Origin of the sequence: Pseudomonas rossensis (genome assembly GCF_039888995.1) — a bacterium.
In the GTDB taxonomy this organism is placed as follows: Bacteria; Pseudomonadota; Gammaproteobacteria; order Pseudomonadales; family Pseudomonadaceae; genus Aquipseudomonas; species Aquipseudomonas rossensis.
The window spans coordinates 22050-42399 of sequence record NZ_JBBWCB010000049.1; the positions used below are offsets into that span (position 1 = coordinate 22050).

At 53.5% G+C, this 20350-nt stretch carries 17 protein-coding genes; 11 read left to right on the forward strand and 6 right to left on the reverse strand.

The genetic code is table 11. The features are described from left to right. Positions 1 to 99: 99 nt before the first annotated feature. From WLY71_RS15135 to WLY71_RS15145, 3 genes are all read left to right on the forward strand, one after another. Positions 100 to 1275 (forward strand): DegT/DnrJ/EryC1/StrS family aminotransferase, encoded by a 1176-nt coding sequence (locus WLY71_RS15135; protein ID WP_347804181.1) that lies wholly within the window; start codon positions 100 to 102, stop codon positions 1273 to 1275. A 152-nt stretch (positions 1276 to 1427) separates the two neighbouring features. Further along, entirely contained in the window at positions 1428 to 3437 is a 2010-nt protein-coding gene (locus WLY71_RS15140; RefSeq protein ID WP_347804182.1) for a polysaccharide biosynthesis protein, read from the forward strand. A gap of 174 nt (positions 3438 to 3611) precedes the next feature. Continuing rightward, the gene (locus WLY71_RS15145; RefSeq protein ID WP_347804183.1) at positions 3612 to 5357 is read left to right on the forward strand and encodes an alpha-L-rhamnosidase-related protein; all 1746 of its coding nucleotides are present in this window, start codon (positions 3612 to 3614) and stop codon (positions 5355 to 5357) included. A 78-nt stretch (positions 5358 to 5435) separates the two neighbouring features. Here WLY71_RS15145 and WLY71_RS15150 read toward each other — a convergent pair whose 3' ends face one another. The 3 genes from WLY71_RS15150 to WLY71_RS15160 form a co-directional block, all read right to left on the reverse strand. Continuing rightward, positions 5436 to 6770 (reverse strand): O-antigen polymerase, encoded by a 1335-nt coding sequence (locus tag WLY71_RS15150; RefSeq protein WP_347804184.1) that lies wholly within the window; start codon positions 6768 to 6770, stop codon positions 5436 to 5438. A gap of 266 nt (positions 6771 to 7036) precedes the next feature. After that, entirely contained in the window at positions 7037 to 7699 is a 663-nt protein-coding gene (locus WLY71_RS15155; protein ID WP_347804185.1) for an acetyltransferase, read from the reverse strand. A gap of 88 nt (positions 7700 to 7787) precedes the next feature. Then, positions 7788 to 9794: an acyltransferase family protein gene (locus WLY71_RS15160; protein ID WP_347804186.1), complete on the reverse strand. Its 2007-nt coding sequence runs from the start codon at positions 9792 to 9794 to the stop codon at positions 7788 to 7790. A gap of 400 nt (positions 9795 to 10194) precedes the next feature. On the opposite strand from WLY71_RS15160, the gene WLY71_RS15165 reads away from it, so the two are divergent. The 3 genes from WLY71_RS15165 to fabF all read left to right on the forward strand — a co-directional run bounded on the left by WLY71_RS15165 (position 10195) and on the right by fabF (position 12873). Next, positions 10195 to 10530 carry a ComEA family DNA-binding protein gene (locus tag WLY71_RS15165; RefSeq protein ID WP_282479698.1) on the forward strand — a complete coding sequence of 112 codons (336 nt, stop codon included), beginning with the start codon at positions 10195 to 10197 and terminating at the stop codon, positions 10528 to 10530. 241 nt (positions 10531 to 10771) lie between these two features. Continuing rightward, positions 10772 to 11566, forward strand: coding sequence for an SDR family NAD(P)-dependent oxidoreductase (locus tag WLY71_RS15170; protein WP_347804187.1), 795 nt, complete (start codon positions 10772 to 10774; stop codon positions 11564 to 11566). Between the two features lie 32 nt (positions 11567 to 11598). Next, entirely contained in the window at positions 11599 to 12873 is a 1275-nt protein-coding gene (fabF, locus tag WLY71_RS15175; RefSeq protein WP_347804188.1) for a beta-ketoacyl-ACP synthase II, read from the forward strand. Here the strand turns inward: fabF and WLY71_RS15180 are convergent. Beyond that, complete coding sequence (locus tag WLY71_RS15180) at positions 12870 to 13427, reverse strand: TetR/AcrR family transcriptional regulator (RefSeq protein ID WP_111450694.1); 558 nt, start codon at positions 13425 to 13427, stop codon at positions 12870 to 12872. The two genes, fabF and WLY71_RS15180, sit on opposite strands and share 4 nt — an antisense overlap. Before the next feature lie 176 nt (positions 13428 to 13603). Here WLY71_RS15180 and WLY71_RS15185 point away from each other — a divergent pair, with 176 nt between their 5' ends. Further along, on the forward strand, positions 13604 to 14257 hold the full coding sequence (locus tag WLY71_RS15185; protein WP_046057107.1) for a GntR family transcriptional regulator: 654 nt from the start codon (positions 13604 to 13606) through the stop codon (positions 14255 to 14257). A 15-nt stretch (positions 14258 to 14272) separates the two neighbouring features. Next, entirely contained in the window at positions 14273 to 15121 is an 849-nt protein-coding gene (locus WLY71_RS15190) for an urea carboxylase-associated family protein (protein ID WP_347804189.1), read from the forward strand. A 176-nt stretch (positions 15122 to 15297) separates the two neighbouring features. Here WLY71_RS15190 and WLY71_RS15195 read toward each other — a convergent pair whose 3' ends face one another. Both WLY71_RS15195 and eat read right to left on the reverse strand, forming a co-directional pair. Beyond that, positions 15298 to 15465 carry a DUF2897 family protein gene (locus tag WLY71_RS15195; RefSeq protein WP_008006000.1) on the reverse strand — a complete coding sequence of 56 codons (168 nt, stop codon included), beginning with the start codon at positions 15463 to 15465 and terminating at the stop codon, positions 15298 to 15300. 223 nt (positions 15466 to 15688) lie between these two features. Then, entirely contained in the window at positions 15689 to 17062 is a 1374-nt protein-coding gene (gene eat, locus WLY71_RS15200) for an ethanolamine permease (RefSeq protein WP_347804190.1), read from the reverse strand. Between the two features lie 405 nt (positions 17063 to 17467). On the opposite strand from eat, the gene kdpF reads away from it, so the two are divergent. From kdpF to WLY71_RS15215, 3 genes are all read left to right on the forward strand, one after another. Further along, the gene (gene kdpF / locus WLY71_RS15205) at positions 17468 to 17557 is read left to right on the forward strand and encodes a K(+)-transporting ATPase subunit F (RefSeq protein ID WP_007899818.1); all 90 of its coding nucleotides are present in this window, start codon (positions 17468 to 17470) and stop codon (positions 17555 to 17557) included. A gap of 8 nt (positions 17558 to 17565) precedes the next feature. After that, positions 17566 to 19260, forward strand: coding sequence for a potassium-transporting ATPase subunit KdpA (gene kdpA, locus WLY71_RS15210; RefSeq protein ID WP_347804191.1), 1695 nt, complete (start codon positions 17566 to 17568; stop codon positions 19258 to 19260). A 10-nt stretch (positions 19261 to 19270) separates the two neighbouring features. Continuing rightward, positions 19271 to 20350, forward strand: a 1080-nt coding sequence (locus WLY71_RS15215; RefSeq protein ID WP_347804192.1) for an HAD-IC family P-type ATPase, incomplete at its 3' end; no start/stop codon positions are given.

Consider the following 20350-nt stretch of genomic DNA (forward strand, 5'->3'; position numbering starts at 1 on the left):
TCAGGTGTCAACTTTACGGGAGCTCACGCCAGGTGATGTCAGTGAGATCAATCTGCCAGGGCCCCAGCTCACCTATCCATAAATTTGGACTTATTAACTATGCTTAACACTCCATTTTCTCCCTGGCCCTCTTTCTCCATTGAGGAAGCTGATGCTGTCCGTGATGTGATTCTGTCCAATAAAGTAAATTATTGGACAGGGCAAGAGTGTCGGGAGTTTGAGAAGGAATTCGCTGCATGGAGTGGAACCCAATATGCGGTAGCCGTCGCTAACGGTACTGTCGCTTTGGACTTGGCTTTCAAAGCTCTGAAAATCGGCGAAGGTGATGAAGTTATCGTCACTTCCAGAACGTTCCTGGCCTCGGTGTCCAGTATCGTTAACACTGGTGCCATCCCAGTTTTTGCTGATGTGGATCGGGACTCGCAAAATATTAACGCCGAGACCATTCGTGCTGTTTGCAGCCCTCGAACCAAAGCGATCGTCTGCGTGCATCTTGCCGGTTGGCCATGTGATATGGATCCCATCATGGCGCTCGCCGAAGAACTGCAGCTTAAGGTCATCGAAGATTGTGCGCAGGCCCATGGTGCACATTACAAAGGAGCCCCTGTCGGTAGCATAGGTCACATCGGAGCGTGGTCCTTCTGCCAGGATAAAATCATGACCACGGGTGGTGAGGGTGGCATGGTGACGACGAATGATCGAAGTCTCTGGGCGGCTATGTGGGCCTACAAGGACCATGGCAAGAGTTGGAACGCTGTGTATGAGAAGGAACATCAACCAGGGTTCCGCTGGTTGCATGAGAGCTTCGGTACAAACTGGCGGATGCTTGAGGTTCAGGCTGTGTTGGGGCGAATCCAGTTGCGTCAGATGGCTGACTGGACTGCGCGCAGAATTGCGAATTCGAATCGGATTTGGGAAAGCGCCAAATTGCTGAAAGGGCTTCGCGTACCTACTATTCCGAGTGACTGCACCCATGCTGCCTATAAATGTTATGTGTTCCTCAAACCTGAAGCGTTGAAAGAAGGATGGTCGCGTGACAGGGTTCTTGCTGAAATTACCTCGCGCGGTGTGCCTTGTTTTTCTGGCTCATGTTCCGAGGTCTATTTGGAAAAGGCTTTTGACAATACTGGATGGCGCCCTGCCAAGCGGCTTGAAGTTGCGGTTGAATTGGGTGAAACGAGTATTATGTTCATGGTACATCCAACGCTTCTGGATTCTGAAATAACTAAAACCTGCGAAGTCCTTACTGAGGTGATGCGGTCGGCGACGCAGTAACCCGGTACGGCTCGATTGTCGCAGCGCCACGCCTGATAAACTGCCTGAAATATGGCAGTTTTGTGTTATTTTGAGGCGTTGGCTAACGTGTGGCTAATAGTGATTTTTCCATAAGCCTCAGGAATTTGTGCTCATCGTTGGAGGTTTACGCGGTGTTTGAGAAGGGAGTAGAAGGGTTGAGAGGTTTCTTGCTGGGTTTGCCGCGCCGAAAAAAACGTGCCTTTCAGTTGACCGCAGATGTAGTTCTAGTTTGGGGCGCTCTCTGGATGTCGTTTATTGTTCGTCTGGGTATCGACGAGATGATAAATCCCTTTAAGGAGCATTTCTGGTTATTTCTTGTCGCCCCTGTTGTAGCTATTCCTATTTTTATTCGATGTGGTATGTATCGTGCCGTGATGCGTTATTTTGGTAATGACGCCTTAATCGTAATTATCAAGGCTGTCACACTCTCCGCGTTGATATTAGGCTTTATTGTTTATTGGTACAGTAATCATCAGCATGTAGTACCGCGGTCCATTATGTTTAACTACTGGTGGCTGAGCCTGGTAATGATCGGCGGGCTTCGCCTGGCCATGCGTCAATATTTTTTAGGTGACTGGTTCGCTGCTGCTCAACATGTACCTTTCGCCAGCCGGGATGATGGAATACCTAGAGTTGCCATTTATGGAGCGGGTGCGGCGGGTAATCAGCTTGTTGCGGCACTTCGAATGGGTAAGCTAATGCGACCTGTCGCATTTATTGATGATGATCATAGTCTTTCAAAGAGCGTAATTGCTGGCCTGCAAGTTTATAAGCCCAAGCACATCAAGCGAATGATTGATGTGACAGGCGCACAAGAGATTCTATTGGCTATCCCTTCATCGACGCGTGCCCGGCGCCGTGAGATTCTGACTTATCTTGAGGGTTTTCCCCTGCACGTCCGAAGTGTTCCCGGCTTTATGGATCTGGCGAGCGGGCGGGTCAAGGTAGACGATATCCAAGAGGTGGATGTTGCGGACTTGTTGGGCCGTGACTCGGTTCCGGCAAAGGAAAATTTGCTGGAGCACTGCATCAAAAGCCGCGTTGTTCTTGTTACAGGTGCTGGTGGCTCCATTGGTTCTGAACTTTGTCGGCAAATTCTTTCGCTGGGACCAACTACACTTCTGCTGTTCGAGCATAGTGAGTTCAATCTTTATGAAATCACTTCAGAACTGGAACGACGGTTGCTCAGAGAGTCGCTTCCGGTCAAGTTGCTGCCGATATTAGGTTCGATTCGTAATCAAGAAAAATTGCTTGATGTAATGAAAACCTGGAAGGTCGAAACAGTCTACCATGCGGCTGCTTATAAGCACGTTCCTATGGTGGAGCACAATATCTCAGAAGGTATTCTGAATAATGTTATTGGCACATTGAATACGGCAGAAGCCGCGCTGCGTTCAGGCGTCTCGAATTTTGTACTGGTGTCTACGGACAAGGCTGTTCGGCCAACGAACGTGATGGGCAGTACCAAGCGTTTGGCGGAGTTAATCTTGCAAGCCTTGAGTCATGAAATGGCTCCGGTGTTGTTTGGCGATACAAGCAACATCTCCAGTGTCAATAAAACTCGTTTTACGATGGTCCGTTTCGGCAACGTATTGGGTTCATCCGGATCTGTGATTCCTCTGTTTCACAAACAAATCAAAGCAGGGGGGCCGCTGACCGTTACACATCCGAAAATCACTCGCTATTTCATGACAATACCTGAGGCTGCGCAGTTGGTTATTCAGGCTGGTTCCATGGGGCAGGGGGGGGATGTGTTCGTTTTGGATATGGGAGAGCCCGTCAAGATCATCGAGTTGGCGAAAAAGATGATTCATTTATCTGGCATGAGCGCGCGTTCTGAGTCGAATCCGCACGGAGATATTTCGATCGAGTTCACTGGTCTTCGGCCAGGAGAGAAACTCTATGAAGAACTCTTGATTGGGGATGATGTTGTTAAGACCGAACACCCGATGATCATGAGTGCCAATGAGGATTACATTCCCTGGGACCACTTGAAGGCAAAACTTGTCGAGCTGAACTCCGCTGTAGTGGCTGATGATTATACTCGGGTTCGCCAACTACTTCGTGAAACGGTCAGTGGTTATAGCCCTGATGGAGAGATCGTTGACTGGTTTTATCAGCAGCGACGTCTCGAGCCGTAACATCTGTCAACTATGCTTCGCGCGCATCAATAGGAAAGGGAACGCATGTGCTTGCGTTTCCGTCTATTGCTAGGCGATCTGTCACACAAAAAAAGATGCTTGGGTCATGAGGCGCTGCCGGCACTTAAGTTACTGGCTTGGACAAAGTGAGCAAGCAAACTAGAGATCACATAGATGAAACCGTTCTTTATAATTTTTGTAGCTTTTCTCTGTTCGCCGGTCTCAGCAGCAGAGCAGGAACGTCCGAGAGGTATTGAAGGTTCAGTTGTGCTGTCTAGAGCAGTACCGGTAAAGCTGGATGTTGATGAGAATAAAATTACGCTTGATTATGGAAAGGTAAATTTCTCAAAAGTAACGATAAACCCTAACGCTGAAAATGTTGGGAATACCGTAACAATCAAGTTAAGGGAAAGTAGCCAGCCGAATCCGCTTCCGAGTACGGGACCGGAAAAAATTGGTGTCCGCTATCTGGATCAGAACATTACTTTGCGCAAAGGCTCGCAATTAGTAGTGCTGCCTGACGCGGATAAGCGATTGATGCCCGCCAGCATTGGCGCGGTGATGCCGTTCCGTTACATTGATATTTATGGGTGGAAGGGTAGTTTTTCGGAAAAGTTCATCAAGGTCGAGTCCGCACGTTCATCGAAATACAAAAAACAGGGTGCTACTAGTTTCTCCGGCGACCAAACTGCCGAGGAATTGAATCGAATTCTCGAGTTGGCCAACCATACAATAGAGGCCACAAGTTTTGGTGGCGTCTTCGTCGATGGCGACAGAGAGCGTCTGCCTTATGAGGCTGATGCCTATATCAACATGCTTGGTTGGTTTGCCAATATAAATGACATTACGGTTCCTCGTCGAACATTTGAATTCTTAGTTGAACATCCCAGCTGGCCAACGGAATGGCAGGCACACATGATTTTCATGGCGTGGACTGACTATTTACAAACTGGCGATACCAAGTTTTTACGAAAGCATTATAACTGGCTGAAAACGATTAGCTTGGCGGGTGCTATCTCCGATACTGGAATGGTCGATGTCACGAAAATTTCCGAGGACCTGAAAAAAGAACTCAAAGTAACCTACCCACTTGGGGATATCGTTGATTGGCCGCCGAATCAACGAGACAGACACGAAATGCTTCCGAACAATACCGTCACTAATGCATTTATCTACAAAGGTTTCATTCTCATGGCCGATATCGCTCGGGCATTAGGTGAAGACTCTGATCATGAAAAATTCACTGATTTAGCAAGCCGTTTAAAAGCTGCCATGGATGCGAAAGTGAAGGGAGACAACGGATGGTATGTGGATGGAATCGGTTCAACACATACATCGGCACACAGCTTGTTTATCCCTCTTGCGTTTGGCATGGTTGAGAGCAGTCAGCGAGATAGTTTTTTGAAGGGGCTGACTGCAAAAATCGGAGAGTACGGTGGTGGTTTCCCCAATTCGGTTTTCACTGCCCAGTATCTCTTGGAGGCATTGTTTGAATCGGGGGAGGATGAGCTCGCGCTTTCGCTGATGCTTAACAAGACGCAGCGTGGATGGATGAACATGCTGGACAAATACGATGCGACTGTGACCCATGAAGCGTGGGACGTTGATTTCAAGGATAACGAAGACTGGACACATCCTTGGGGCGCAGCGCCAGCTAATATCATTCCTCGATTCATTCTGGGGATTAAGCCTATCGCGCCAGGATGGAGCAGTTGGGAAATCAAGCCATCAAGAGTTTTGAAGTTTTCTGCAAAGTCGACAATCCCTACCCCTCACGGCCTGATTAAAATATCCTACGATTACCCAGGTCGGAAAATAGTATTCAATGTGCCAAAAGGTACAGTAGCCACATTGTGTTCTGGTCAGTTATCTCATCAATTCGAATCTGGGAATCACGAAGTCGTATGGGATATCCAATAAGAAATTGACTCAGATAGCGGAATAAAAAAGCCGACAAGTATGTCGGCTTTTTTATTTAGAAGCTATGTTTTGTTTGTATCATTCAAGACGTCTTTTTTGATATATTTTGTTGGCTGTTAGTGTGAGTGATAGAGTTATAAATAAGGCAAATATACTGTTCCATACCATGATGCTGATAATAAATGATGTATAGATGTAACCTGCCATGCATATATAGATAGCTACTGAAATGACTGGGTTTTTTTCTGATAGTATTTTCAGGTAAGCAAGGTTAAATATAGTGCCAGTAATAAGCATGTAAACTAGAGTGCCAAATATTCCGAAATCTTGTATGGCTCCTCTATATATGGTGTAAATGTTTGTTTGTAATATTTCTTTGTATTGAAAGTACTCATCGTAGTATCCATCTGGGACTGGGGTCACGTCACCTAAAGCCCTGAAGATTGCCATGAAAGTCGAAAATCCCAGAGTCAGATTGCCCTCATGAGAGTAATTCTGCCATGAGCCATTGAAGTTGTAGCTCGAGAACCAATCTGAAAATGCATAGAGATGACCGAAGGCATAGGAGGATAGATAATAAATAAGCTTGTCTTTCACTTCATCGGTATTGCTGCTATCGATACCTCTGGCTAAAAATGACGAAATCAGTACGGGTATCAATATGAGAAGCGAACAAAGCAGTATTTTATTGGTTGCTTTGTTTGTAAGTGCGGTGTCGCCCTTTCTGAGTCTGCTGATAATGACACCACCATAGAACAGCGATGCACATAAAAATAGAGTTCCCTTGTCCGCATACACAATCATGTGTAGCGCGGCAGGTACAAAGCTGAGTAGCAGAATAATAATTTTTTGTAGTTTTCCGTTCTTTGAACTAAGAATTAGGCCGCCGATGCAAACACCCGTGTAGTTCAGTAGAACGCCTAGCTGGGCAAAAATATTGGGCTCTATTTTTCCGGAGTATCGCAGAGCGAGATACTGGTTGGCGGTACCAAACAGGTCGGTCACGAAGTCCGCAGGAGTAAACCCTTGAATGGATAAGTTAATTAATATGCAAAGTATTGTTATTCCTTGCAAACTGACAAAGGTAAAAGCCAGAAATGCACCGGAGTAATGGTCCAGAGCGTCATGTTTTTTAAGCGAGTTTGTAAGTAGTGGTGTTTTCAACCCCGAAACAAGTCCTGGGAGCCCGAACATAAAGACGCAACCGGCGATGAATAAAGTAGCCCAGGGATTTGCTGGGATATTGAACATTACCGTCAGTGGGAAAAAGGTAAACAAGAACCAGAAAACAGCGAAAATAACGCCAGGTGTGACCCATGATTGTGCTTTATGCTTCAGAACAAGTGCATATCCCAAAATGCTTAAGCTGAAAAAAATCGCCAGCAGCTTTTCAATAACAGTGATTTCGTCCATTTTTTTTCCTTTGTGCCCTCAGCCAAGCGACATCGAGATGGCGACTATATTCGCGTGCTGATAGCATTTTAGTCCATGTTGAGGGGCGATCCCCCAATGATGGTGGTCATCCGAAATGAGGCGGTAGAGGCTCTTCGTTATAGTCGATGTCAAAGCGCTACTGTGTCTGGATTGACCGTATTGACGGTCTGTGACAAAAAAATGGCAGTTATGTTCAGCGCTGTCTCCTCGCTTCAGGTTTTCGAAAAATCCGATATTTTCGGGAGTCAAAGGTATTTTTCACCTTGGATTCTGTTTCTGACTTTTTTGGACGGTATGCCGTAATTTACTGTACAAGCTTGAACATCCTGCATAACCATTGCTGCGCCACCAATGACGCTATGCGCTCCTATTGTAACGCCATGTTTTATAGTTGCACCAATACCAATGGCGGAGAAGTCACCAATATTACAGTTTCCTCCTGCGGTGACACCCGGTGCGAGACTCGAGAAATCACCCATTGAGGAATCGTGGTCCAAGGAAGCTTTAGTATTGACGATACAAAAATTTCCAACAGTACTGCACGGATTGATAATCGCGCCTGCCATGACGACGCTACCGGCACCGATGCTTACCTCTTTTCCTATGATCGCCTGGGGGTGTATCGCATTGATGAATTGTGCCTGTGGAAATATTTTCAGTATTTTTTCGGCGACCAGCGCTCTAACGTTGTTGTCGCCGATGGCAATAATAAAACCCGCTATTTTATGGCTTGTCGTAAGTTGCGGGATGTCTGTTTCCATGCCAAGAACTTTGTAGCCGACAATTTGTTCCCCCACGGCACGACCTGAATCCACAAAGCCGGCAATTAGATACTTCGACTGCTTCTCAATGATATCGACTATGACCTTTGCGTGTCCGGATGCGCCGACGATAATGATGTTTTGCATGCGTCAAGGTCTCATTAAAGTGTATTGGAAAATGCAGTTGTGTAGTTCGCCGCTGTACAGTGGCGACAATACTTCATAGAGAATTTGTTCATTTGGCGAACATTGCATTTGGGGTGTCATTAGAGCTTTTGAACACTTCCCGGAACAACGGAGAGACTATGTTGGCGCCTCGTTCACTCAAGTGATTGTCATCATAGTAGATCGGCCATTCATCCTTCGAACCGTAGCATCTCCCGTCGTGACAAAGGTATGGCAGGGGATCGAGTAGGGTGATGCCGCACTTTTGTCGCGCAGCGTCTTGTGCTTCCCACGCGAAGTCGTTGCGCTTACGGTATTCCTCAATGCTGATCGAGGTTCCGCTGGTCTTTCCGAGAAGGAACTCCCGCGCAGTGGCCACCGGTACGGACGACCTCATTTCCGGAATAGGGCGAACCATGAACACAGGATGGTACTTTGCAATTTCACAAGCCGCATTAATCAGGCCTTCACGTAACTCCTGCAGGTATTCGGGTGTCCGCTCGGAGTATTGCTTCTCAAAATACACTGTCGGTTTTTGCCCTTCGGAAAAGCCATGAACATAGGCTGATGTCTCATTCATGATAATCACAGGGACATTGCGCGGCAGGGTTTTCTGCTTTTCCAATGCCCAGCTGACAAACTCTGCACAAGCGGTATTTGGCTGTTTGACCCCCATGAAGGTCGGGCAGGCACTGAACGTCCAGTGGAGCACGTTCAATTTTTTATCAGGAAGCGCATTTACCACTGACGTCATGATTGAAGCTGCGTGACTATCACCAATGACCACCACGCCGAGTTGATCGCCGCCGTAAGTACATTCTGGCGATTTCATCATCCCCCATACATGGCACTGCATTCGGCGGGGGTGGAAATTCTGAGCCTCACTCAGAATCTGGACGTACTTTTCGGGAAGTCGGGCGGGGAATCCTTCGTTCGTCGCGATGGCTTTCCCAACGATCAAAGGAGCGATAACGAAGGTCAGCAAGATGGATGCGGAGAATACCGGATTAAATTGTCTAAACGCCTTCTGCGATTTCTGCTCGATAAATTGATACGAGAAATGGCCAAGGATAATGGTGATGGCGAGGCCAGCCAAGGCGGCAGCAATATCGAGGTATTCTAGAAAATACAAACCTACTACGACCGGCCAATGCCACAGATAGAGTGAGTAGGATCGAGTCCCAAGCCATTGAGCAAATAGGTTGCCGGTAAACAGGGAGTCGTTACGTGAGGCAAGCAGTACTAGTGCCGTGCCCAGCACGGGCACCAAGGCATATCCACCTGGCCAAAGGGTGTTTTTGTTGAATACGAGAATACTGAACATAATCATGAGCAAGCCAGCGAGTTCTGCGGCTCGTCTTTTTCTCAATGAAAGATGAACATGAGCCCCGAGCAAAAAAACCAAACTGCCCGCCAGCATTTCCCACACTCTCATCGGAAGGAAATAGAAAGCTTTGGTGGGCTCTACGCTGGTGTAATACAACGATGCGCCAAAAGACGTAAAGAACGCTAATACTATAATTATGGTGATTAATGTCCTGCTTGGTTTTACTTTCCAGGCCGCAAGTAATACCAGAGGAATGGTCAGATAGAACTGCCATTCCACTGCCAGTGACCAAGTATGCAGTAACCACTTTTCATGTGAGGCAGAGTCAAAATAGCCGGCTTCTTGCTGAAATTGGATATTTGAGAAAAACAAAACTGCGCTAGTTGCATGCTCACCCAGGGTGCGGTATTCCACAGGGCCGAGGCAGAACCATCCGATAGCAAGCAATGACAAGCACAGTGCTAATAACGTGGGCAGTATTCGCTTTATTCTCGCGAAGTAAAATTTCCATAGCAACGAGCTACTGCTTTTACTTTTCCTATTTTCGAGGTCTTCGATGATTATTTTTGTCATCAGCAGACCGGAGATAACAAAAAACATATCCACGCCAGCGAAACCACCGGTAATTCCTGGGATATTGAAGTGATAAAGCATCACCGCGACCACAGCCCAGGCTCTGAGTCCATTAATGTCGAGCCTGAATTTTTCGTGATTTGCGACTGCTGAAGTAAGGGGCACGATGTGTTGCACTCTCTGGATTCCTGCACAAACGTAGGCGTTTTCGAACCGTGTTTTTTTGTTGCATGGACAGCGGCCGACGATTTTAGATCAGTGGCGAACCTTTGTCCGTTTGTGTTTCATTTCTCCTGCCGCTAAATCTCGCCCCTCACTCAATCCAGCGTCCGCCAAGCGCGGGATCCGGATCATCAACGCTGAGGCATGTCCGGTTGTACGAATGCGTTTCTGGTTAAGGGGGGCGGTACACGTGAATAGTCTTGCTAATACGTGTTGTGCGAGCCAGGTAACTGACGGGGCTTTTTATTACACTTTCTGTAACGCTATCATTTTTGACACGCTCGGCTCATCGCCTAGGTTTAGGGGGCAGCTTCGGAAAAGCTGCTTTCTCAATCGATGTCATGGAGCTTCATTTATGCGTACTGGCTATTTCTACTCTCTGGTTTTTGCCCTGCTCACCAGCGCCTCTATTGCTGCCATTGCTGCGCCGACGGCCAAGCCAGAGGCTGGCAATGCACCCTTGGTGCTGGAGGTTTCTCCCAAGGCACAGTCCGGCAAGGTCGATCTGAATCAGGCCGATGCGCCAACCCTTCAGCGCGAGTTGGCCGGTGTGGGCGAGGCCAAGGCCAAGGCGATTGTTGCCTATCGTGAGAGTAATGGGCCGTTTGCGTCCGTGGACGAGTTGCTCGAAGTGAAGGGAATCGGTAAAGCGATTCTGGATAAGAATCGCGAGAAGCTTGAGGTGAACTAAGCTTGTAGATCAACGCCAAGAGGGCCGGTCATTGACCGGCCTTTTTTGCATTTTGGCGAGAGTGGATCAAAAGATCGCAGCCTTCGGCAGCTCCTACAAAGGCGGACCTTCCGTCGATGTGGGAAAAATTACGACTATCATATACGGCTAAGATTATGCCTATAATAAATCAATCATTCGCCAAAGCGTTCTGAGCCTCAGGCGCTTGTCTTTCCCTTAGGCATCTCCCAGGAGCACAGTCATGAACTCTGTCCAGTCCCAAGGTACGGCCCTCGTCACCGGTGCTTCTTCCGGTATCGGTGCGATTTACGCCGAGCGGTTGGCGGCGCGTGGTTTTGATTTGTTATTGGTTGCCCGTGATCAAGAGCGGCTGGAAGCGGCGGCTACCAAGTTGCGCGCCGAGCATGGCGTTCAGGTCGAGGTGTTCAAGGCGGATCTGACGCAAAAGGATGATGTGCTGAAGATCGAACAGCGTCTTCGCAGCGATTCGAGTATCAGCCTGTTACTGAACAACGCCGGTGTTGCAGCGGATGGTTTGTTGGCCAATGCCGACATGGATCAGCTGGAACGTTTGATTCAACTGAACGTGACAACGGTCACGCGGTTGGCCTCGGCAGCGGCCGCCAGCTTTGCCAAGGCGGGTCGGGGGACGATCATCAATATCGGGTCAGTAGTGGCCTTGTTTCCCGAGCGCTTCAATGCAACTTACAGCGCCAGTAAGGCTTATGTGTTAAGTCTGACGCAGTCGTTGAACGCCGAACTGGAGGGCACCGGGGTCAAGGTGCAGGCCGTGTTGCCAGGCGTAACACGCACCGAAATCTGGGAGCGCTCCGGTATCGACGCGACCCAGATTCCGGCGGATATGGTCATGGAAGCCGATGATATGGTCGATGCGGCGTTGTCGGGTCTGGACCAGGGTGAGTTGATCACCATTCCTTCGTTGCCGGATGCGGCCGACTGGGATGCCTTCGTTGCGGCGCGTCATGTACTGGCGCCGAATCTTTCCAAAAGTAAGGCCGCCGCGCGTTACACGTGAGGCGTCATGAATCGGCTTGAGGTATTTGCGGTATGAGTGATCGTCGAGTAGTTGTAACGGGCATGGGCTTGGTGTCGCCATTGGGTTCTGGCGTCGAAGCCGTCTGGTCGCGTCTGTTGGCCGGGCGTTCCGGGTTGCGCAATTTGCCGGACGAGGTGGTTGCCGATCTGCCGGCCAAGGTCGGCGGTGCAGTGCCGACGCTGGCTGACGATCCCGAGGCGGGTTTTGACCCGGATCGGGCGGCGCCGCCTAAAGAGCAGAAGAAGATGGACCGCTTCATTATGTTCGCCATGGAAGCGGCGCGTCAGGCGCTGGAACAGGCCGGTTGGCAAGCGGCGGACGCCAATGCCCAGGAGCGTACGGCAACCATTATCGGTTCCGGCGTGGGTGGTTTCGGTGCGATAGCGGATGCGGTGCGCACCACGGACAGCCGCGGGCCGCGACGCTTGTCGCCGTTCACCATTCCTTCATTTCTGGTCAACCTCGCCGCGGGTCATGTATCGATCCAGCACGGTTTCAAGGGCCCATTGGGTGCGCCGGTGACAGCTTGCGCGGCCGGGGTTCAGGCGATTGGTGATGCGGCGCGGTTGATTCGTTGTGGCGAGGCAGACATCGCGGTGTGTGGTGGCGCGGAAGCGGCGATCGATCGCGTCAGTCTCGCCGGGTTTGCCGCTGCTCGCGCCTTGTCCAGTGGTTACAACGACACCCCGGAGCGTGCCTCGCGGCCGTTTGACAGTGACCGCGATGGCTTCGTCATGGGGGAGGGCGCGGGCCTTCTGGTGATCGAATCCCTGGAGCATGCCCTGGCCCGCGGTGCTCAACCGCTGGCGGAATTGGTCGGTTATGGCACAAGTGCTGACGCCTATCACCTGACGGCGGGTCCCGAGGATGGCAGCGGTGCGCGACGAGCAATGTCGCTGGCGTTGGCCCAAGCGGGCATTTCGCCGGCGCAGGTGCAGCATCTCAATGCTCACGCAACCTCGACCCCGGTCGGGGACTTGGGTGAGTTGGCGGCCATCAAGGCGTTGTTCGGCACGGATAACAAAATCGCCGTGACATCGACCAAATCGGCCACTGGGCATTTGCTCGGCGCAGCGGGCGGTATCGAGGCGATCTTCACGCTGTTGGCAATTCGCGATCAGGTCGTGCCGGCCACCCTCAACTTCGATAACCCGGATCCCGCCGCCCAAGGCGTGGACATCGTCCACGGCCAGGCGCGGCCGATGGCTATCGAATACGCGCTGTCCAACGGCTTCGGGTTTGGTGGGGTGAATGCCAGCGTGCTGTTCAAGCGTTGGGAGGGTTAATCCCGGGGCTGTTTGAGATAGGCGCGAGTCACGTCGAGAATCCGCTGCGCCAGCTCGGGGTTCTCGACACTGCGTGACAGTAGTAAAGCCCCGACCAGTGTCGACATGATGACGATGCTTTGGTCGGCGGCGTCCTCGTCTTCAAGAGTGCCTTGCACTTGTTCGAGCCGTGCGTTGAGCACCACGTCAGTGGTCGGGCTTTGCTGCCCGCGCAGGCCGAGTTCCGATGACATGGTCGGCAACGGGCAACCTTCATCGGGTGAAGTCTGGTGCCATTCGGACAAATAGGCGTCGATGAACGCTTCCAGCGGACGATCTTGAGCGAAGAGCTCGGCGCAAATCACATCGACCTGCTCGCCCGCGGCTTGCAAAGCCTTTTCCACCAGTTCGTCCTTGGACTTGAAATGCGAGTAGAAACCACCGTGAGTCAGGCCCAGTGCTTTCATCAGCGGTTGCAGACCTGTCGCGCCAATGCCATCGCGGCGAAAGCGCGCTGACGCTTCCTTGATGATGCGTTGGTGGGTCTGGGCTTTATGGTCCTGCGAGTAACGCATCGGGTATCTCCGCAACAATGCGCCATATTAACCAATGAAAATGGGATGGTGATTGTACTTCTACTTCTAAAAAGCATGCAGATGCGTCCAACTCCGTCCTGCTGTTTAGAATGATCTGGCACGAATAGTGATTACTCATTAACTGACGATTGTTGAACAATCACGAGGCAATGAGTATGAACAGCGGACTGTCCCTGGCCGACCACATCACACTTGAGTTGCGCGCCGACATCATTGGCGGCCGGTTGCTGCCCGGCATGGCGTTGGTGGAAAACGATCTGGTGTCTGCCTACAACGCCTCCCGCAATACCATTCGAGAGGCATTGCATCGCCTGGGGCAGGAAGGTCTGACCCGTTATGTGCGCAACAAAGGCGTGATGGTGCGCAGGCTTGGGGTCGAGGACGTGCGGGATCTGTTCAAGGTCAGGCGCACCCTGGAGCTGCAGGCCATCAGCGCGAGTCAGCCGCTGCGCGACTATCAATCCGACCGAATGCTCGAAGCCCTGGAAGCCACCGAGCTTGCCCGGGAGCGCGAAGACTGGCGCGCTGTCGGCACCCACAGCCTGGCCTTTCATCAACACATCGTCGGGTTGCTGCGCAGTCCATTGTTCGATGAGTTCTTCACCAACGTCGTCGCGCAATTGCGCCTGGTGTTCTGCACCGCCCCCGATGAATCACGTTTTCAGGCGCCCTGGCTGGCGCGCGACCGGCAGATTCATGAGTTGTTGGCCGAGGGCGACAAACGTGCGGCCGAAGACGCCATGAGCCTGTATCTCGACGATTCCGAACACCTCCTGTTGCAAATGCTTGCTCCAGTTTCCCATCACTGATCGAGGATTCGTGCCATGTACAAAGACTATCCGGCGGCCTATCAAGTCAGCAAAGGTTCCGCCTTGCAGGTGGACAAAGCCTACTACGAACGGATCCGCGACAAGAAGGACGGGCGCACGCTGATCGAGGCATTCGAGGTGCCAATCCGCACCGGCCGCGCCTGGAAAGTGCCGGCCGGGCATGTGTTTCGCGTGACCACACCCGTCGGGCCGCAAGTCGGGGATTTCAACGTCTGGAATGCCAACGATCCACGGGAGCGTTTGTGGGCGGCACGGACCCGGCAGTTACAGGGCGCACACGTCAGCACCCATGACCGGCTCTGGTCGAACCTGCCTTTTCTGCGGCCGCTGGTGACCATCACCGATGACAGCCTGGCCGGTTACGGGATCGACGAACATGGCGGTCGCTTGCACGATTTGCTCGGCACTCGCTGCGATCCCTATGTGAACAAAATGCTCACCGGCGAAGATTTCCATCATCACTGCCACTCGAACCTTACCCGCGCAGTGCTGCCTCATGGCCTGACCGAATTCGACGTGCATGACGTGCTGAACATTTTCCAGTGCACGGGCCTTAACCACGACGACATGTACTTCATGAAAGCCTGTCCGGCGCAGAAGGGCGATTACCTGGAGTTTTTTGCCGAAATCGATCTGCTCTGCGCGCTCTCGACCTGCCCGGGCGGTGACCTGTCGCTGGCCATGTGGGGGCCGGATGCACAGGATCCGCTAAGCGTGTGTCGCCCGCTCGGGGTGGAGATTTATCGGTTGGAGGATTCGTTGCTTGAGGGCTGGAGTCAGCCTGAACGTGCTGCGTACAAAGGGCTGCATGGCTTGCACATTGCCAAGGCCGATTGGGAATAACCGAAAAACACACCTACCTGTAGCAGCTGGCGAAGCCTGCGTTCGGCTGCGCAGCAGTCGTAAATTCGATGCACGCGGTCTAACTGACATACCGCGTTCACTGATTTTACGACTGCTGCGCAGCCGAACGCAGGCTTCGCCAGCTGCTACAGGTGAGCCGTCTGGCGATGTTTGTTTTAGCGGTCCTGCGCATCCTTGGCATCCGCTTCCGCGTTGCGTTCAGCGACGCGTTTGCGTTGCTCCTCGGTCAGTTCGACCTTGTTGGCGGTGTCACGCAACATCATCAAACCACCAACGATCGAGCCGATTGCAACGATCAGAATCAACCAGGCATACCAGGGCATAGGGCTCTCCTTAAGGGCAGGGCGATGGGCGGGTTTCGCCAATCGATCGTGCATACCACTTTGAGCGATTAATTTTCGCAGTGGTTCCATTCTATGCCTGATCTGCCGTAGACACCGTACATCCTTGTAGGAGCTGCCGCAGGCTGCGATCTTTGGATCTTTAGCGTCAGTTGCATCGCCAAAATCAAAAGATCGCAGCCTGCGGCAGCTCCTACAGGGGAGGTTAGAGCCCGGTCAGCATCGCGTCCGCCGGTGCATCGGCACGCAGTTGCGCCGTCAGCATGAAGTACACGAACCCCACCGCCATGAAGGCCATGAAGGCCAGGAAGATCAACCCGATCAACGTGTTGAACCAGACCATTGCCACCAGGCAGACCACCGCCAGCACCAGTGCAATGAACGGCACCAGCGGATAGCACGGCGCGCGAAAGGTGCGCTCCAGATTCGGTTCGGTTTTGCGCAGTTTGAACAGGCTGAGCATGCTCATGATGTACATCACGATCGCCCCGAAGACCGCCATCGTGATCATCGCCGCTGTCAGCGTCATGCCGCCCAGGTTGATCAAACCATCGCTATAAATCGCGGCAATGCCGATCACGCCACCGGCGATGATTGCTCGGTGTGGGGTCTGAAAACGTGACAATTTGGCCAGGGACGCCGGCAGGTAACCGGCCCGGGCGAGGGCGAAGAACTGCCGCGAGTAGCCGAGGATGATTCCGTGGAAACTCGCCACCAGCCCGAACAAGCCAATCCACACCAGCATGTGCAACCAGCCCGAACTTTCACCCACCACGGTTTTCATCGCTTGCGGCAGCGGGTCGTTGATGTTCGACAAGGTGCGCCAGTCACCGACGCCACCGGCAAAGAACATCACGCCCATGGCCAGCAAAACCAACGTCAGAATGCCGCTGATGTAGGCCTTCGGAATGGTTCGTTTCGGATCCTTGGCTTCTTCGGCGGCCATGGCCGCGCCTTCGATGGCCAGGAAAAACCAGATAGCGAACGGAATCGCCGCGAACATCCCGGCAATCGCCGGGGCGCCAAACACATCGGAACCGGCCCAGCCATTGAGTGCGAAATTGCTGAAGCTGAACGCCGGGGCGACCACGCCCATGAACACCAGCAGTTCGGCCACTGCGAGAACGCAGACTACCAATTCGAAGGTTGCGGCCAGTTTCACCCCGAGGATGTTCAGGCCCATGAACACGATGTAGGCACCGACCGCTGCGTGTTTCGGGTCGAGTGCGGGGAATTGCACGTTGAGGTAGGCACCGATCGCCAGAGCGATGGCCGGCGGGGCGAAGACAAATTCAATCAGTGTAGCTAGCCCCGCGATCAATCCGCCTTTCTCGCCAAAGGCGCGGCGGCTGTAGGCAAAGGGACCACCAGCGTGAGGAATCGCGGTGGTCAGCTCGGTGAAACTGAAGATGAAGCAGGTGTACATCGTGGCGACCATGAAGGACGTCACCAGAAAACCGAGTGTGCCCGCCACGCCCCAGCCGTAACTCCAGCCGAAGTATTCACCGGAAATCACCAGCCCGACCGCAATGCCCCACAGGTGCAGCGTGCCCAGCGTGGGTTTGAGTTGTGTGTTCATGCGTTGCTCCCTGAACGGTTTGGAAAGCTCGGGGGAGGGTGTTTGCAGTGGGCGTGCCAGTGTTGTGATGGCGGTCGTAAAGTGCAGAAAGGCGTCGTATCGGGGATGTTTGCCCCCGAATGACTGTTTTTTGTGCGCCAGTTGGGGGCAGTGGTGTCTGTTATGCCGCCATCGCGAGCAAGCTCGCTCCCACATTTGGAATGCGTTCGCCCAAACAACACTGATCCCCTGTGGGAGCGAGCTTGCTCGCGATGGCGCCCGCCCGGACACCGCTGTAACGCCGGCATAAACCCACTCTTTACGCTTTCTTTATTCCCCGCCACACCCCTCGATCTCGTTCCTTTACAGCCTCTCTCCCGACAATGACTCCACACGCGGCAATACGCCGTAACACGGAGAACTTCCATGAGCGTTCTGGACGGGGTGTCACTGCTATTGGCAGTGGGGCTGTTCATTTATCTGTTGGTTGCGCTGTTGCGCGCGGACCGGAACTAGGAGCGGCTATGCACAGTTATGACTATTGGCTGATCCTCGCCTTCTTCGCCCTGGTGCTGATTCCGGCACCGTTTCTGGGGCGCTTCTACTACAAGGTGATGGAAGGTCAGCGCACTTGGCTTTCGCCGATTCTCGGACCGGTAGAGCGCGGGTGTTATCGGGTGGCCGGCGTAGATCCGCAGGCCGAACAGAGCTGGCAGAAATACACCCTGGCCTTGCTCGCCTTCAACCTCGCGGGCTTTTTGCTGTTGTTCGCGATTCTGTTGTTCCAGGACCACTTGCCACTGAACCCGCAGAACCTGCCGGGTCAGGAGTGGACGCAAGCGTTCAATACTGCCGTCAGCTTCATGACCAATACCAACTGGCAGTCCTACAGCGGCGAAGCGACCCTGAGCTACCTGAGTCAGATGGTCGGCCTCACCGTGCAGAACTTCGTCAGCGCCGCCACCGGCCTCGCCGTGTTGGTAGCCCTGTGCCGCGGTATCGGTCGCAAGTCGAGCAAGACCCTCGGCAACTTCTGGGTCGACATGACCCGCGCTACCCTCTACGGCTTGCTGCCGTTGTGCCTGCTGCTGGCGCTGTATCTGGTCTGGCAGGGCGTGCCGCAAACCTTCGCTCAATACGTGAATGCCGTAACGATGCAAGGCGTCGATCAGGTGATCCCGCTCGGTCCGGCCGCCAGCCAGATTGCGATCAAGCAACTGGGCACCAACGGTGGTGGCTTCTTCGGCGTCAACTCGGCGCACCCGTTCGAGAACCCGACGGCGTGGAGCAACCTGTTTGAAGTCGGCTCGATCATTCTGATCCCGGTGGCGCTGGTGTTCACCTTCGGCCACTACGTGAAAGACCTGCGTCAGAGCCGCGCGATCATCGCCTGCATGCTGGCGCTGTTCCTGATCGGCGGCGCGACTTCGCTGTGGGCTGAATACCAGCCGAACCCGACCCTGAACAATGTCGCCGTCGAACAGACCGGGCCGCTGGAAGGCAAGGAAGCACGCTTCGGCACAACCGCCACGGTGCTGTGGTCGGTGACCACCACTGCGGCGTCCAACGGTTCGGTCAACGGCATGCACGACAGCCTCAACCCGCTGAGCGGCTTGGTCGCGATGGTCAACATGATGGTCGGCGAAGTGATCTTCGGCGGCGTCGGTGCCGGGCTCTACGGCATGTTGCTGAACGTGTTGATCGCAGTGTTTCTCGCCGGCCTGATGATCGGCCGTACCCCGGAATACCTCGGCAAAAAGCTGCAAGCCAAAGAAGTCCAGTTGCTGGTCGTGACCTTGCTGGTGATGCCGGTCGGTGTGCTGGTACTCGGCGCGATTGCCGCGAGTCTGCCCGGACCGGTGGCGGCGGTAAGCAACCCCGGTCCCCACGGTTTCAGTCAGTTGCTTTATGCCTACACCTCGGCCAGTGCCAACAACGGTTCGGCGTTTGGCGGCTTCGGTGCCAACACCGCGTTCCACAACCTGATGCTGGGTCTTGGCATGTTGATCGGTCGCTTCGGTTACATCCTCCCGGTACTGGCCCTGGCCGGCAGCCTGGCGATGAAGAAAACCGCACCGATCGGCCAGAACAGCTTCCCGACTCACGGCCCGCTGTTCGTGACCTTGCTGACTGTGACCATTTTGCTGGTGGGTGGTTTGACCTTCCTGCCGACATTGGCGCTGGGTCCTATTGCTGAACATTTGAGCTTGGGCTTCTGAGGAATCAATGATGAATATGCCCGCAACTAAAACCGCCACCGTCAAGGCGCCGGAACAACCGAAAACCGCGATCTCGGCCCTCTGGCGTCCGGCGCTGGTGCAAGCCTTCGTCAAGCTCGACCCTCGGCAATTGCAGCGTGCGCCGGTGATGCTGGTGGTCGAACTGACCGCGATCCTGACCACCGTGCTGTGCTTCATTCCCGACAGCAGCGTGCCGACCTTTGTCGCGGCGCAAATTGCCTTGTGGCTGTGGTTCACCGTGTTGTTCGCCAACTTCGCTGAAGCACTGGCCGAAGGTCGCGGCAAGGCTCGCGCTGACAGCCTCAAGGCCGGTAGCGAAGGTCTGAGTGCCCGCCGCAAAACCAGCAACGGCGCCTTTCAAGTGGTGCCGGCCACCAGCCTGCGCAAGGACGATGTGGTCCGCGTTGAAGCGGGGGAAATGATCCCCGGTGACGGCGAGGTGATTGAAGGTATCGCCGCGGTCAACGAAGCGGCGATTACCGGTGAATCCGCGCCGGTGATTCGCGAATCCGGCGGCGACCGTTCGGCCGTCACCGGCAACACCCGACTGGTCTCCGACTGGCTGTTGGTGCGCATCACCGCCAACCCGGGCGAGTCGACACTGGACCGCATGATCGCCCTGGTCGAAGGCGCCAAACGCCAGAAAACCCCGAACGAAGTGGCGCTCGACATCCTGCTGATCGGCCTGACCCTGATCTTTCTGTTGGTGGTCGTCACCCTCCAACCGTTCGCCCACTTCGCCAACGGCAGCCTGCCGCTGGTGTTCCTGGTGGCGTTACTGGTCACGCTGATTCCGACCACCATTGGCGGTCTGTTGTCGGCCATCGGTATCGCCGGGATGGACCGTCTGGTGCGCCTGAATGTGATCGCCAAATCCGGTCGCGCCGTGGAAGCGGCGGGGGACGTGCACGTCCTGCTGCTCGACAAAACCGGCACCATCACTTTCGGTAACCGTCGTTGCACCGCGGTTTACGCGGCACCTGGCGTCACTGCCAAGGAACTCGCCGAGGGGGCATTGTTCGCCTCGCTGGCCGATGACACGGCCGAAGGTAAATCCATCGGTGAGTAC